The organism is Pseudomonas sp. P1_F7 (assembly GCF_056405655.1).
In genome coordinates this window covers 140,533-154,942 of the sequence record NZ_JBFUBR010000017.1, presented here as the reverse complement: position 1 = coordinate 154,942, position 14,410 = coordinate 140,533, and the positions used below count along the sequence as shown (strand labels likewise).

The window sequence follows — 14,410 nt, the reverse complement described above, 5'->3', positions numbered from 1 at the left end:
TAGATCGGTCTGTTACCGCAGCCCGGTTGCTTGACACCCTACTGATGCACCCAACATCACAGCAACGAAACCTCGATATTCGGCTCATGGATGACTTTGAACGAACGCGCTTACCCGGCGCCCTCGAGTTTCTGCGCACGCTTTAGCAAAGAAGAGAGAGTTAATCCGAATATGCCCACCCGCTCGAAGATCATCTATACCTTCACCGACGAAGCTCCTGCCCTCGCCACCTATTCACTGTTGCCTATCGTAGAGGCGTTCACCGCCTCGGCTGATATCGCCGTTGAAACCCGCGATATCTCTCTTGCAGGGCGCATCCTGGCCAGCTTCCCCGAGCAACTGGGTGACAAAGCCGTAGCCGACCACCTCGCCGAACTGGGCGCCCTGGCCGTTACGCCTGAAGCCAACATCATCAAGCTGCCGAACATCAGCGCTTCGGTTCCACAACTGCAAGCCGCGATCAAAGAGCTGCAAGCCCAGGGCTACAACCTGCCGGACTACCCGGAAACCGTGACCTGCGACGCCGACAAAGAAGCCAAGGCGCGTTACGACAAGATCAAGGGCAGCGCCGTGAACCCGGTTCTGCGTGAAGGCAACTCCGACCGCCGCGCTCCACTGTCGGTCAAGAACTACGCACGCAAGCACCCGCACAAAATGGGCGCGTGGGCCAAGGACTCCAAGTCCCACATCGCGCACATGAACACCGGCGATTTCTACGGCAGCGAAAAAGCCGCCCTGATCGACGCCGCTGACGCCGTGAAAATCGAACTGATCGCTCAAGACGGCACCGCCACCGTCCTGAAAGAAAAGACCAGCGTACAAGCCGGTGAGATCCTCGATTGCGCGGTATTGAGCAAAAACGCCCTGCGCAGCTTCATCGCGGCCGAAATCGAAGACGCCAAGGCACAAGGCGTGCTGCTGTCGGTTCACTTGAAAGCCACCATGATGAAGGTTTCCGACCCGATCATGTTCGGCCAGATCGTTGCCGAGTTCTATAAAGACGCACTGGCCAAGCACGCTGACGTGCTGGCACAGATCGGCTTCAACCTGAACAACGGCATCGGCGACCTGTACGCTCGCATCAAGGCATTGCCTGTCGAGCAGCAAGCGCAGATCGAAGCTGACATCCAGGCGGTCTACGCCGCTCGCCCTTCCCTGGCGATGGTCAACTCCGACAAAGGCATCACCAACCTGCACGTGCCGAGCGACGTCATCGTCGACGCCTCGATGCCGGCGATGATCCGTGACTCCGGCAAGATGTGGGGCACCGACGGCCAGCTGCACGACACCAAGGCCGTGATCCCGGATCGCTGCTACGCCACCATCTACCAGGCTGTGATCGAAGATTGCAAAGCCAACGGTGCGTTCGATCCGACCACCATGGGCAGCGTGCCGAACGTTGGCCTGATGGCGAAGAAAGCCGAAGAGTACGGCTCCCACGACAAGACCTTCCAGATCAAGGCTGACGGCGTGGTTCGAGTGACCGACAGCAAAGGCACCCTGCTGATGGAACAGGCTGTTGAAGCCGGCGACATCTTCCGCATGTGCCAGACCAAAGACGCGCCGATCCAGGACTGGGTCAAACTGGCCGTCAACCGTGCTCGCGCAAGCGCGACCCCGGCGATCTTCTGGCTGGACCCGATGCGCGCCCACGACGGCGTAGTGATCGAGAAAGTTCAGGCTTACCTGAAGGATCACGACACTGCCGGTCTGGACATCCAGATCATGGCGCCGGTCGACGCGATGAAGTACACCCTGCAGCGCACCCGCTCTGGCCTCGACACCATCTCGGTGACCGGCAACGTACTGCGCGACTACCTGACCGACCTGTTCCCGATCATGGAACTGGGCACCAGCGCCAAGATGCTGTCGATCGTGCCGCTGATGAACGGCGGTGGCCTGTTCGAAACCGGCGCTGGCGGTTCGGCTCCGAAGCACGTTCAGCAGCTGCTGGAAGAAAACTTCCTGCGCTGGGATTCGCTGGGTGAATTCCTGGCCCTGGCCGCGTCCCTGGAACACCTGGGCGTGACCTACAACAACCCCAAGGCGCTGGTTCTGGCCAAGACCCTGGACCAGGCCACCGGCCAGTTCCTGGACAACAACAAGTCGCCATCGCGCAAAGTCGGCAACATCGACAACCGCGGCAGCCACTTCTACCTGGCGCTGTACTGGGCTCAAGCCCTGGCTGCCCAGACCGAAGACGCTGCACTGCAAGCGCAGTTCGCGACCCTGGCCAAAACCCTGACCGAGAACGAGGCGACCATCGTTGCCGAACTCAACGCCGTTCAGGGCAAGCCAGTGGACATCGGCGGTTACTACCACGCCGACGCCGAGCTGATCAGCAAAGCCATGCGCCCAAGCGCAACCTTCAACGCGGCTGTCGCTGCGCTGGTTTAAGGTTGTAAGGGAACACCACAAACCCCGGCCCTGTGCCGGGGTTTGTGTTTCTGGCGAAGATCAAAAGATCGCAGCCTTCGGCAGCTCCTACACCGATCCTTGTAGGAGCTGCCGAAGGCTGCGATCTTGGCAATTCCGAATACACCGAAGACCTTACCGAGGAAAACCCATGGACTGGAACCCCCACATCACCGTCGCCACCATCGTCGAAGACGACGGTCGCTTCCTGATGGTCGAAGAACACAAGGCCGGTCGTAACGTGCTCAACCAGCCCGCCGGCCATCTGGACCCGAACGAAACCCTGACCGAAGCCGCCGTGCGCGAAACCCTTGAGGAAACCGGCTGGGATGTCGAACCGACCGGCGTACTGGGCATTTATCTCTACACCGCCCCGAGCAACGGCGTGACCTACCAGCGGGTCTGTTTCATTGCCAAACCACTGAAACACCACCCGGATTACCAACTGGACGACGGCATCGTCGGCGCCAAGTGGTTGACCCGCGAGGAATTAATCGAGCAGCGCGACAACTGGCGCAGTGAGCTGATCATCCGCTGCATCGACGACTATCTGGCAGGCATTCACTTCGGCCTCGAATTGATCCGTCCTTCTCTTTAGCCTTGCGGGCCTGAGCCTGTTAGAATCGCGTCCTTTTTCAAGACACTCATTGAATCCCTATGCGTGATCCAGCCCCTTCTGACACACAAAAGAAGCGCGTCATTGTCGGCATGTCCGGCGGCGTGGACTCTTCCGTTTCCGCCCTCCTGCTGATCGAGCAGGGTTATGAGGTGGAAGGCCTGTTCATGAAGAACTGGGAAGAGGACGATGGAACGGAATACTGCACCGCCATGGATGACCTGGCGGACGCCCAGGCCGTGTGCGACAAGATTGGCATCAAGTTGCACACCGCCAACTTCGCCGCCGAGTACTGGGACAACGTGTTCGAGCATTTCCTGGCCGAATACAAGGCCGGACGCACGCCGAACCCGGACATCCTGTGCAACCGCGAAATCAAGTTCAAGGCGTTCCTCGACTACGCCATGATGCTTGGTGCCGACCTGATTGCCACCGGTCACTACGTGCGTCGCCGCGACATCGATGGCCGCACCGAACTGCTCAAGGGCCTGGACCCGAACAAGGACCAGAGCTACTTCCTGCACGCCGTCGGCGGCGAACAGATCGCCAAGACCCTGTTCCCGGTCGGCGAGCTGGAAAAACCGCAAGTGCGCGCCATCGCCGAGAAATACGAGCTGGCGACCGCGAAGAAAAAGGATTCCACCGGGATCTGCTTTATCGGCGAGCGCCGCTTCAGCGACTTCCTCAAGCAGTACCTGCCGGCGCAACCGGGCGAGATCAAGACCACCGAAGGTGAAATCATCGGCCGTCACCACGGCCTGATGTATCACACCATCGGCCAGCGCCAGGGCCTGGGTATTGGCGGTCTGAAAGATGCCAGCGATGAGCCGTGGTACGTGCTGATCAAGGACCTGGAACACAACGAACTGATCGTTGGCCAGGGCAATGATCACCCGTGGCTGTTCTCCCGCGCCCTGCTCGCTTCGGACATTTACTGGGTCAACCCAATCGATCTGAGCCAGCCACGCAAGCTGACCGCCAAGGTTCGTTATCGCCAGAGCGACCAGCCCTGCACCCTGGAAAAAACCGCCACCGGTTATCGCGCAACCTTCGATGACCCGCAACGCGCGGTCACTCCGGGCCAGTCCGTGGTGTTCTACGACGGTGAAATCTGCCTCGGCGGCGGCGTGATTGAAGTAGCCGAGCCGTGGACGAGCAAGGGCCAAGCCCTATGAACCCGATTCAGGAGCAACTGACGGCACTGGGCGGCGTGTTTCTCGCCGCGGTGCTGGTGGACAGGATCGCCAAGACCGGCCAGACCAACGAAGCCGGCCTGACCTGCATGCTCGGCAGCCTGCTGATCCGCGACCCCAAGGACACTTTGGAGGTTTACGGCGGCGACGACATCAACCTGCGTGAAGGCTACCGCGCGCTGATCGGCGCCCTCGAACGCGATCCAAGCGCCCTGCAGCGCGAGCCACTACGTTATGCCCTGGCCATGCTCGGCCTTGAGCGTCAGCTGGCCAAGCGCAATGACATGCTCGACGTGATCGGCAAGCGCCTGCCGCAGATTCAGTCCCAGGTCGAACACTTCGGCCCGGCCCACGAAAACGTGGTCGCCGCCTGCGGCGCGCTGTATCAGGACACCCTGAGCACCCTGCGCCAACGCATCCAGGTGCACGGTGACATGCGCAACCTGCAACAACCGAGCAACGCCTCGAAAATTCGCGCCCTGCTGCTGGCCGGCATCCGTTCGGCACGCCTGTGGCGGCAATTGGGCGGTCATCGCTGGCAGTTGGTGATCAGCCGCCGCAAATTGCTCAAAGAGCTTTACCCCTTGATGCGTAACGAATAACCCGCATCGACAGCACCGAACTTAGCAATACGCGTAATACGCCGGTCAGTTGGCGACGGACCGGCGGATTTTTTCATGTATGATACGCGCCCCATTTCGTTGCCCGACTGTCCGAGAACACCCCATGCAGCTCTCTTCGCTCACTGCGGTTTCCCCTGTTGACGGCCGCTACGCCGGCAAAACCCAGGCCCTGCGCCCAATTTTCAGCGAGTACGGCCTGATCCGTGCCCGCGTTCTGGTTGAAGTGCGCTGGCTCCAGCGCCTGGCCGCTCACCCTGCCATCAGTGAAGTGCCGGCGTTCTCCGCCGAAGCCAACACTGTGCTCAACACCCTGGCGGAAAACTTCTCTCTGGAGCACGCCGAGCGCGTCAAAGAGATCGAGCGCACCACCAACCACGACGTCAAGGCCATCGAATACCTGCTCAAAGAGCAAGCGGCCAAACTGCCGGAACTGGCCAAGGTCAGCGAGTTCATCCACTTTGCCTGCACCAGCGAGGACATCAACAACCTGTCCCACGCCCTGATGCTGCGCGAAGGCCGTGATGACGTAATGCTGCCGCTGATGCGCCAGACCGCCAACGCCATCCGCGAACTGGCCATCCGCTTCGCCGACGTACCGATGCTGTCGCGCACCCACGGTCAACCGGCCTCGCCGACCACCCTGGGCAAAGAGCTGGCGAACGTGGTTTACCGTCTGGAGCGTCAAATCGCTCAAGTCGCTGCCGTTCCGCTGCTGGGCAAGATCAACGGCGCTGTCGGCAACTACAATGCCCACCTGTCGGCCTACCCCGAGATCGACTGGGAAGCCAACGCCCGCGCCTTCATCGAAGACGAACTGGGCCTGGGCTTCAACCCGTACACCACGCAGATAGAACCGCACGACTACATTGCCGAGCTGTTCGACGCGATCGCCCGCTTCAACACCATCCTGATCGACTTCGACCGCGACATCTGGGGCTATATCTCCCTGGGTTATTTCAAACAGCGCACCATCGCTGGCGAAATCGGTTCGTCGACCATGCCGCACAAGGTCAACCCGATCGACTTCGAAAACTCCGAAGGCAACCTGGGTATCGCCAACGCACTGTTCCAGCACCTGGCGAGCAAGCTGCCGATCTCCCGCTGGCAGCGCGACCTGACCGACTCCACCGTACTGCGCAACCTCGGTGTCGGCTTCGCCCACAGCGTGATCGCGTACGAAGCCAGCCTCAAGGGCATCAGCAAGCTTGAGCTCAACGAGCAGAAGATTGCCGCTGACCTGGACGCCTGCTGGGAAGTATTGGCCGAGCCGATCCAGACCGTGATGCGTCGCTACAACATCGAAAACCCGTACGAAAAGCTGAAAGAACTGACCCGCGGCAAGGGCATCAGCCCAGAAGCGCTGCAGACTTTCATCGATGGCCTGGACATGCCAGCCGCCGCCAAGGCCGAGCTGAAATTGCTCACCCCGGCCAACTACATCGGCAACGCTGTAGAACAAGCCAAGCGCATCTGATCGACCGCTAGACCCTTTTAAGACGCCCGGCCGCGCCGGGCGTTTTTATTCCCGTCTGAAAAGTGCATTTTTTCAATAGGTTACACATGAATCCTGATATTCCTCTTCAACTTCTGGGCGGCATCACGGCACGGGAATTCCTGCGCGACTACTGGCAGAAAAAGCCGCTGTTGATCCGTCAGGCGATTCCTGATTTCGAAAGCCCGATCGACGCCGACGAACTGGCCGGCCTGGCGCTGGAAGAAGAAGTCGAATCGCGCCTGATCATCGAGAATGGCGAGCGTCCGTGGGAACTGCGTCGCGGCCCGTTCGCCGAAGATGAATTCAGCAAGCTGCCTGAAACTGACTGGACCCTGCTGGTTCAAGCTGTGGATCAGTTCGTCCCGGAAGTCAGCGAACTGCTGGAAAATTTCCGCTTTCTGCCGAGCTGGCGCATCGACGACGTGATGATCAGCTACGCCGCGCCAGGTGGCAGCGTTGGTCCGCACTTCGACAACTACGACGTGTTCCTGCTGCAAGGCCACGGCAAGCGCAACTGGAAGATCGGCCAGATGTGCAACACCGAGAGCCCGATGCTGGCCCACGCCGACCTGCGCATCCTCTCCGAATTCGAAGCCACCGATGAATGGGTGCTGGAACCGGGCGACATGCTCTACCTGCCACCGCGCCTGGCCCATTGCGGCGTTGCCGTTGATGAATGCATGACCTACTCGGTCGGCTTCCGCGCACCGAGCGCCGCTGAAGTGCTGACCCACTTCACCGACTTCCTCAGCCAGTTCCTGTCGGACGAAGAACGCTACACCGACGCCGACGCCTTGCCGACTGCCGATCCTCACCAGATCCAGCGCGACGCACTCGACCGCCTGAAAGGCCTGCTGGCCGAGCACATGGGCGACGAGCGCCTGCTGCTGACCTGGTTCGGCCAGTTCATGACCGAGCCACGCTACCCGGAACTGGTGGTGGGCCCGGAAGAGGTCGAAGAAGAGGACTTCATGTCCGCCCTGGAGCAAGGCGCGATCCTGATTCGCAACCCGAGCGCACGCCTGGCGTGGTCTGAAGTCGATGACGACCTGCTGCTGTTCGCCAGCGGCCAGAGCCGCTACCTGCCGGGCAAACTGCGCGAACTGCTGAAGATGATCTGCGCTGCCGACTCCCTGCACGCCGACAACCTTGGCGACTGGCTGAGCGACGAAGACGGTCGCGGCCTGCTGTGCGAACTGGTCAAGCAAGGAAGCCTGGGGTTTGCCGATGAATAAGATTCACGTACGTGTCGCAGACTGGCAGAAGGACAACGCCGAGATCCGGCGCATTCGTGAGACGGTGTTCGTCGCCGAGCAATCCGTTCCGCCCGAGCTGGAATGGGATGCCGATGATGTAACTGCCGTGCATTTCCTCGCCCTCGAAGGCGACTTTCCGATTGGCACCGCCCGCCTGTTGCCTGACGGTCACGTCGGCCGGGTGTCGGTACTCAAGGACTGGCGCGGCCTGAAAGTCGGCGACGCGCTGATGCAGGCAGTGATCGGCGAAGCCGAAGAGCGCGGACTGAAGCAGCAGATGCTCAGTGCTCAAGTGCAAGCCACGGCGTTCTATGAGCGGCTGGGCTTTCACATGGTCAGTGAGGAGTTCCTGGAAGCCGGGATTCCGCATGTGGACATGGTGCGGCACTCGGCTTGAGGCCGAGGCGCGGCCTTCGCGAGCAGGCTCGCTCCCACATCAGATTTGTGAGTTGCTGAAGACTCTGGCAACACCATCGATCCCTGTGGGAGCGAGCTTGCTCGCGATGGCGGCCTGAAGAACACCACAAAACGCCCCGCTATCTTCGGATACCGGGGCGTTTTGCTGTCTACCATTCAACTTGCCCCATCCCGGGCCGACAAACTGACAATATCAACATTTGTAGGAGCGAGCTTGCTCGCGATGGACTTGAGAGCGCCGCGGGGTGTCAGGCTTCACGCATTATCGTTGACGACCATCGCGAGCAAGCTCGCTCCTACACAAATCAAATGGCGGAGATAACGGATATGCCCCTACGCACCCTGCTCACCACCCTGCTGGTGACCTGCAGTTTTTCGGTCTTGGCAGCCACCGAAATCGTGCCCCTGAACTACCACACCAGCGCCGATATGCTGCCGGTGGCGCAAGATTTCATCGGCAAGGACGGACAGGTCAGCACCTACGGCAATCAACTCATCGTCAACGCCGATCAGCGCAAGATCGACGAACTTAAAGCCCTTCTTTCGCAACTCGACACCGCACCCAAGCGCCTGCTGATCACCGTCGATACCAGCGACAACAACTTCCAGGGCGACCAGGGTTATTCGGTGAACGGCGCCAAGCCCAGCCAGACCCGCATCATCAACTACAGCACCGACAGTCGTGACGGCGGCATCCAGCAAGTGCAGGCCAGCGAAGGTGCACCGGCGCTGATCCAGGTCGGCCAGAGCGTGCCGATTACCAGCAGCCAGACTGATTCCTACGGTGGTTACAGCAGCGAGACCCAATACCGCAACGTCACCCAGGGTTTCTATGTCACAGCAAACGTCACCGGCGACATCGTTCACCTGTCGATCAGCACCAACCGTGACCGCATGAGCCAGGAACGTCCCGATGTAGTGAACGTACAAAGCACCGACACAACCGTCACCGGCCACCTCGGTGAGTGGATCCTGCTGGCCGGGGTCAACGGCCAGACCCAGGCCGACAAACAGGGCCAGACCCGCAGCTACTCGACCCAGAGCCGCAACGACATGACATTGCGGGTGAAAGTCGACACCTTGGACTAAAGCACCAAAAACTGACTGACGAGTCGTATTAGACCAAAGATGTAGTGCCTTAAAAAAAGCACTACAAAACGTTTGACGAGCCAAAAAAGCAAAGGCATGATGGCCTCGCTCCCGCTAATCAGAGGCCCTGGCAAGGGCCTTCGAGGCGATGTTCGCACCTACCCCCGCGAACCGCTTCGTGTCTGTACCGCCCACAAGGTGTGTTTGACGAGGTTGTCGACTGGAACGAAGTTGTCCCGAGGGACGGAAGCGTAATAGGTAACCCGGCACCACACTGATGTTCGCACCAAGGCCCACGACGCCCGAATGCGCCCGCAGTTCGCCTTTACCTGCTCACTTCCCCTCGAGCCGATCGTTCATCCCGTCGCCCTCCCCGCCGAATCCGACTTGACCGCTTAAGCTTCTGGTCAGCGAGCGCAGGAATTTTCCACCGCAGAACAACTTTTCATAAAGACGCGACGAGGTTTATCTCCCATGGCACTGACACGCGAACAGCAAATTGCAGCCCTCGAAAAAGACTGGGCTGAAAACCCGCGCTGGAAAGGCGTGACACGCACTTACTCCGCTGCTGACGTCGTCCGCCTGCGTGGCTCGGTTCAACCTGAGCACACCTTTGCAAAAATGGGCGCCGAGAAGCTGTGGAACCTGGTGACCCAGGGTGCCAAGCCAGCCTTCCGTCCTGAGAAAGATTTCGTCAACTGCATGGGCGCCCTGACCGGCGGCCAGGCTGTGCAACAAGTCAAGGCCGGCATCCAGGCGATCTACCTGTCTGGCTGGCAAGTGGCTGCGGACAACAACTCCGCCGAATCGATGTACCCGGACCAGTCGCTGTACCCGGTGGACTCGGTTCCAACTGTGGTCAAGCGCATCAACAACTCGTTCCGTCGTGCCGACCAGATCCAGTGGAAAGCCGGCAAGAACCCGGGCGACGACGGCTACATCGACTACTTCGCACCGATCGTGGCTGACGCCGAAGCCGGTTTCGGCGGCGTACTGAACGCTTACGAGCTGATGAAGAGCATGATCGAAGCAGGCGCCGCCGGCGTTCACTTCGAAGACCAACTGGCTTCCGTGAAGAAATGTGGCCACATGGGCGGCAAGGTACTGGTTCCTACCCAGGAAGCCGTACAGAAGCTGACCGCTGCTCGCCTGGCTGCTGACGTTGCCGGTACTCCGACCATCATCCTGGCCCGTACCGACGCTAACGCCGCTGACCTGCTGACGTCCGACTGCGACCCGTACGACCAGCCATTCGTGACTGGCGAACGTACCCAGGAAGGCTTCTACAAAGTGCGCGCCGGTCTGGACCAGGCCATCGCTCGCGGCCTGGCCTACGCCCCGTACGCCGACCTGATCTGGTGCGAAACCGCCAAGCCAGACCTGGACGAGGCTCGTCGCTTCGCTGAAGCGATCAAGAAGGAATACCCGGACCAACTGCTGTCGTACAACTGCTCGCCTTCCTTCAACTGGAAGAAAAACCTGGACGACGCGACCATCGCCAAGTTCCAGCGCGAACTGTCCGCCATGGGCTACAAGCACCAGTTCATCACCCTGGCCGGCATTCACAACATGTGGCACAGCATGTTCAACCTGGCGCACGACTACGCCCGCAACGACATGACTGCCTACGTGAAGCTGCAAGAGCAGGAATTCGCTGACGCTTCCAAGGGTTACACCTTCGTGGCGCACCAGCAGGAAGTAGGCACCGGCTACTTCGACGACATGACCACTGTGATCCAGGGTGGCTCGTCCTCGGTAACCGCACTGACCGGCTCGACTGAAGAAGAGCAGTTCCACTGATCTGCTTCGCTTGAGACATCAGCCGTTGCGGGCCGAATAGAAAGCTAACCGCAGCGCTGCACATCTGACGCCCCGACTGGTTCGGGGCGTTTTTTTTGCCTGCGATTCAACAAACACCGCAAAAACCTGCGGGAGCGGCGATCTGAAAAACATTGATCCAGAGCGGTACGACTGTCAGAAAAATTCGCTAAAACGCTCACCGCCGCTACTTGCTGTAACGCCCATATAAGACAACTTCCAGAGTATCCGAAGGGCAAGCAGTTTGAAAAACGATCCAAATAATACTGATTATCATTTATAGGCAGAAATGTTCGTTACATTCCCTACAAAACATAATTGACGAAATGCCGGCTAATGCCCGAGCCGCAAGGCCTGTGGGGGTTTTGAGGCCTGCTATGTCCTTATTCCTATAATAAATTTCGCTATAGGAATTTTACTTGCCGGGTGTTTAGCCATAAAATCAGCTGGATTGATTGCTGCGACATATCGTCACTGCTTTTGTTTCTTTTCAAGCTCAGAGACCCTTGCTCTCTGTTAAGGATTACCAGCATGCCCGAAGCGACAGGACTCATGGCCCATAACTGGGGCTTTGCCATTTTCCTTCTAGGCGTCGTCGGCCTCTGTGCCTTCATGCTGGGCGTCTCCAGCCTCCTTGGGTCAAAAGCCTGGGGCCGCAGCAAAAACGAACCGTTCGAGTCCGGCATGCTACCTACAGGTGGCGCCCGCTTGCGGCTCTCAGCCAAATTCTATCTGGTCGCGATGTTGTTCGTGATCTTCGATATCGAAGCCCTCTTTCTCTTTGCATGGTCTGTGTCCGTCCGCGAAAGCGGCTGGACCGGATTCGTCGAAGCTCTCGTTTTCATAGCAATTCTGTTGGCAGGCCTTGTCTACCTATTCCGAGTGGGCGCCCTTGACTGGGCTCCGGAAGCTCGGCGCAAGCGGCAAGCGAAGCTGAAACAATGAGGCTTTGGCAATGCAATACAATCTCACCAGGATCGACCCCGATGCTCCTAACGAGCAGTATCCGATTGGCCAGCGGGAAACCGTTTCCGATCCGTTAGAAGATCAAGTCCACAAAAACATTTTCATGGGCAAGCTCGAAGACGTGCTTAACGGCACGATCAACTGGGGGCGCAAGAACTCCCTGTGGCCGTATAACTTCGGTCTTTCGTGCTGCTACGTGGAAATGACTACCGCCTTCACGGCGCCCCACGACATCGCGCGCTTTGGCGCCGAGGTTATCCGGGCATCGCCGCGTCAGGCGGATTTCATGGTTATCGCCGGTACCTGCTTCATCAAGATGGCGCCGATCATTCAGCGTCTCTACGAGCAAATGCTCGAGCCTAAATGGGTCATCTCCATGGGTTCGTGCGCCAACTCCGGTGGCATGTACGACATCTACTCCGTCGTTCAAGGGGTGGACAAGTTCCTGCCCGTGGACGTCTACGTGCCTGGCTGCCCGCCCCGTCCTGAAGCTTTCCTGCAAGGCTTGATGCTCTTGCAAGAGTCGATTGGACAGGAGCGTCGCCCGCTTTCCTGGGTCGTCGGCGATCAAGGCGTATACCGCGCCGAGATGCCTTCCGAGAAGGAAAAGCGCCGCGAACAGCGAATCGCAGTCACCAACCTGCGCAGCCCCGACGAAGTCTGATCCAGATCTGCTTCTTTAATAGAACGAGAACCTGGCTTCATTCTTTACGTTGACCGAAAGCGATAAAATAACCATGACTACAGGCAGTGCTCTGTACATCCCGCCTTACAAGGCAGACGACCAGGATGTGGTCGTCGAACTGAACAACCGTTTTGGCCCGGAGGCGTTTACCGCCCAGCCTACCCGCACCGGCATGCCGGTGCTTTGGGTTGCCCGCGCCAAACTCGTCGAAGTGCTGACGTTCCTGCGTAACCTGCCCAAGCCGTACGTCATGCTCTATGACCTGCACGGTGTGGACGAGCGTCTGCGCACCAAGCGTCAAGGGCTGCCGAACGGCGTCGACTTCTCCGTGTTCTATCACCTGATGTCGATCGAACGTAATAGTGACGTCATGATCAAAGTCGCCTTGTCCGAGAGCGACCTCAGCTTGCCGACCGTCACCAGCATCTGGCCGAACGCCAACTGGTACGAGCGTGAAGTCTGGGACATGTTCGGCATCGACTTCAAAGGCCACCCGCACCTGTCGCGCATCATGATGCCGCCGACCTGGGAAGGTCACCCGCTGCGCAAGGACTTCCCGGCCCGTGCCACCGAGTTCGACCCTTTCACCCTGGACCTGGCCAAGCAGCAGCTCGAAGAAGAGTCCGCGCGCTTCAAGCCGGAAGACTGGGGCATGAAGCGTTCCGGCCCGAACGAGGACTACATGTTCCTCAACCTCGGCCCGAACCACCCGTCCGCACACGGTGCGTTCCGCATCATCCTGCAGCTGGACGGCGAAGAAATCGTCGACTGCGTACCGGACGTCGGTTACCACCACCGTGGTGCCGAGAAGATGGCCGAGCGTCAGTCCTGGCACAGCTTCATCCCGTACACCGACCGTATCGATTACCTCGGCGGTGTGATGAACAACCTGCCGTACGTGCTCTCGGTCGAGAAGCTGGCCGGCATCAAGGTGCCAGAGAAGGTCGACGTCATCCGCATCATGATGGCCGAGTTCTTCCGGATCACCAGCCACCTGCTGTTCCTGGGTACCTACATCCAGGACGTCGGCGCCATGACCCCGGTGTTCTTCACCTTCACCGACCGCCAGCGCGCGTACACGGTGATCGAAGCCATTACCGGTTTCCGCCTGCACCCGGCCTGGTACCGCATCGGTGGCGTCGCCCACGACCTGCCGCGCGGCTGGGAAAAACTGGTCAAGGATTTCGTCGAGTGGATGCCCAAGCGTCTGGACGAATACCAGAAAGCCGCACTGGACAACAGCATCCTGCGTGGCCGGACCATCGGCGTCGCCGACTACAACACCAAAGAGGCCCTGGAATGGGGCGTCACCGGTGCCGGCCTGCGTTCGACCGGTTGCGATTTCGACCTGCGTAAAGCGCGTCCGTACTCGGGCTACGAGAACTTCGAATTCGAAGTGCCGCTGGCCGCCAATGGCGATGCCTATGACCGTTGCATCGTGCGTGTCGAAGAGATGCGCCAGAGCATCAGGATCATCGACCAGTGCCTGCGCAACATGCCGGAAGGCCCGTACAAGGCGGATCACCCGCTGACCACGCCGCCACCGAAAGAGCGCACCCTGCAGCACATCGAAACCTTGATCACGCACTTCCTGCAGGTTTCGTGGGGCCCGGTCATGCCGGCCAACGAATCCTTCCAGATGATCGAAGCGACCAAGGGCATCAACAGTTATTACCTGACGAGCGATGGCGGCACCATGAGCTACCGCACCCGGATTCGTACCCCAAGCTTCCCGCACCTGCAGCAGATCCCTTCGGTGATCAAAGGCAGCATGGTCGCGGACTTGATTGCGTACCTGGGTAGTATCGATTTCGTTATGGCCGACGTGGACCGCTAA

At 59.5% G+C, this 14,410-nt stretch carries 12 protein-coding genes; all 12 read left to right on the top strand.

Going from position 1 to position 14,410, the window contains the following annotated elements:
• Window positions 1-171: 171 nt before the first annotated feature.
• The 12 genes from AC1D1M_RS24360 (at window position 172) to nuoC (ending at window position 14,410) form a co-directional block, all read left to right on the top strand.
• On the top strand, window positions 172-2,397 hold the full coding sequence (locus tag AC1D1M_RS24360; RefSeq protein ID WP_477777573.1) for an NADP-dependent isocitrate dehydrogenase: 2,226 nt from the start codon (window positions 172-174) through the stop codon (window positions 2,395-2,397).
• A 169-nt stretch (window positions 2,398-2,566) separates the two neighbouring features.
• Window positions 2,567-3,013, top strand: a complete 447-nt coding sequence (locus AC1D1M_RS24355; RefSeq protein WP_477777572.1) for an NUDIX hydrolase — start codon at window positions 2,567-2,569, stop codon at window positions 3,011-3,013.
• Between the two features lie 59 nt (window positions 3,014-3,072).
• A complete protein-coding gene (gene mnmA / locus AC1D1M_RS24350; RefSeq protein ID WP_007972086.1) occupies window positions 3,073-4,206 on the top strand; it encodes a tRNA 2-thiouridine(34) synthase MnmA in 1,134 nt (377 codons plus the stop codon).
• Window positions 4,203-4,826, top strand: coding sequence for a high frequency lysogenization protein HflD (hflD, locus tag AC1D1M_RS24345; RefSeq protein ID WP_008053455.1), 624 nt, complete (start codon window positions 4,203-4,205; stop codon window positions 4,824-4,826). Before mnmA ends, hflD begins: the two co-directional genes overlap by 4 nt.
• Before the next feature lie 124 nt (window positions 4,827-4,950).
• Entirely contained in the window at window positions 4,951-6,321 is a 1,371-nt protein-coding gene (purB, locus tag AC1D1M_RS24340) for an adenylosuccinate lyase (protein ID WP_477777571.1), read from the top strand.
• A gap of 86 nt (window positions 6,322-6,407) precedes the next feature.
• Window positions 6,408-7,577 (top strand): ribosomal protein uL16 3-hydroxylase, encoded by a 1,170-nt coding sequence (locus AC1D1M_RS24335; protein WP_477777570.1) that lies wholly within the window; start codon window positions 6,408-6,410, stop codon window positions 7,575-7,577.
• The gene (locus tag AC1D1M_RS24330; RefSeq protein ID WP_150812619.1) at window positions 7,570-7,995 is read left to right on the top strand and encodes a GNAT family N-acetyltransferase; all 426 of its coding nucleotides are present in this window, start codon (window positions 7,570-7,572) and stop codon (window positions 7,993-7,995) included. Before AC1D1M_RS24335 ends, AC1D1M_RS24330 begins: the two co-directional genes overlap by 8 nt.
• A gap of 347 nt (window positions 7,996-8,342) precedes the next feature.
• Window positions 8,343-9,104 (top strand): secretin N-terminal domain-containing protein, encoded by a 762-nt coding sequence (locus AC1D1M_RS24325; protein ID WP_477777569.1) that lies wholly within the window; start codon window positions 8,343-8,345, stop codon window positions 9,102-9,104.
• Window positions 9,105-9,578: 474 nt separating this feature from the next.
• A complete protein-coding gene (gene aceA, locus AC1D1M_RS24320) occupies window positions 9,579-10,904 on the top strand; it encodes an isocitrate lyase (RefSeq protein ID WP_034146910.1) in 1,326 nt (441 codons plus the stop codon).
• A 549-nt stretch (window positions 10,905-11,453) separates the two neighbouring features.
• A complete protein-coding gene (locus AC1D1M_RS24315; protein ID WP_003223812.1) occupies window positions 11,454-11,867 on the top strand; it encodes an NADH-quinone oxidoreductase subunit A in 414 nt (137 codons plus the stop codon).
• A gap of 10 nt (window positions 11,868-11,877) precedes the next feature.
• On the top strand, window positions 11,878-12,552 hold the full coding sequence (locus tag AC1D1M_RS24310; RefSeq protein WP_046037844.1) for a NuoB/complex I 20 kDa subunit family protein: 675 nt from the start codon (window positions 11,878-11,880) through the stop codon (window positions 12,550-12,552).
• 73 nt (window positions 12,553-12,625) lie between these two features.
• Window positions 12,626-14,410 (top strand): NADH-quinone oxidoreductase subunit C/D, encoded by a 1,785-nt coding sequence (gene nuoC / locus AC1D1M_RS24305; RefSeq protein ID WP_477777568.1) that lies wholly within the window; start codon window positions 12,626-12,628, stop codon window positions 14,408-14,410.